General features: G+C 50.1%; 1 rRNA gene. It reads right to left on the bottom strand.

The window, feature by feature from the left end:
* Positions 1 to 1,243: ribosomal RNA gene (locus tag ACTNEN_RS13270) — 23S ribosomal RNA — on the bottom strand; the annotation flags it as partial.

The following is a 1,243-nucleotide window of genomic DNA, read 5'->3' as shown; positions in this document are numbered from 1 at the left end:
TTTTCCTGACAGTCCGCTGCTCCGCTTGTACCGGTCTTTTCATTCCCGGCTCGGACATTTCCCATGTGTCCCCACATTTCTGATATTACAAGGTGCTGGAATCTAAACCAGCTGTCCATCGGCTACGCTTCTCAGCCTCGCCTTAGGCCCCGACTTACCCAGGGAAGATCAGCTTTACCCTGGAAACCTTAGATATTCGGCCTGGAGGATTCCCACCTCCATCTCGCTACTCATTCCGGCATTCTCTCTTCAAGCTCCTCCACGGTTCTTTTCAGTACCGCTTCTATGAAGCTTCAATGCTCCTCTACCGATTGCCGTACGGCAATCCCTAAGCTTCGGTGTCGTGTTTGAGCCCCGTTAATTTTCGGCGCAGGACCTCTCGACTAGTGAGCTATTACGCACTCTTTGAATGTGTGGCTGCTTCTAAGCCAACATCCTAGTTGTCTATGAAATCCCACATCCTTTACCACTTAACACGCACTTTGGGACCTTAGCTGTAGATCTGGGCTGTTTCCCTTTTGACTATGCAATTTATATCGCGCAGTCTGACTCCCATGTATATCTTCACGCCATTCGAAGTTTGATATGTCTTGGTAGGCTTTGACGCCCCCGCAACAATTCAGTGCTCTACCTGCGTAAGACTTTACCATGAGGCTAGCCCTAAAGCTATTTCGAGGAGAACCAGCTATCTCCGGGTTCGATTGGAATTTCTCCGCTATCCACACCTCATCGCCACCTTTTTCAACAGATGTGCGTTCGGACCTCCACCAAATTTTACTTCAGCTTCATCCTGGACATGGATAGGTCACCCGGTTTCGGGTCTATACTTACTGACTTGACGCCCTTTTCAGACTTGCTCTCGCTTCGGCTCCGGATCTTAAATCCTTAACCTTGCCAGTATATATAACTCGCCGGACCGTTCTACAAAAAGTACGCGGTTCACCTTGCGGTGTTCCACAGCTTGTAAACACAGGGTTTCAGGTTCTTTTTCACTCCCCTCCCGGGGTCCTTTTCACCTTTCCTTCACAGTACTCATCGCTATCGGTCACTAAGAAGTATTTAGCCTTGGGGGGTGGTCCCCCCGACTTCCTGCCAGGTTCCACGTGTCTGACAGTACTCTGGATCCTGCTCATTTCCTTCCGTTTCGCGTACGGGATTTTCACCCTCTATGATCACGCTTTCCATCGTGTTCTGCTCGCTTCCGGAAACTAAATGCAGTCCTTAACCCCGCGGTGCACGCACC

Source organism: Oribacterium sp. HCP28S3_H8 (assembly GCF_052064775.1).
Taxonomy (GTDB): Bacteria; Bacillota; Clostridia; order Lachnospirales; family Lachnospiraceae; genus Oribacterium.
Note: the sequence above shows the minus strand (reverse complement) of the source record. Positions and strands in the feature narration are given on the sequence as shown.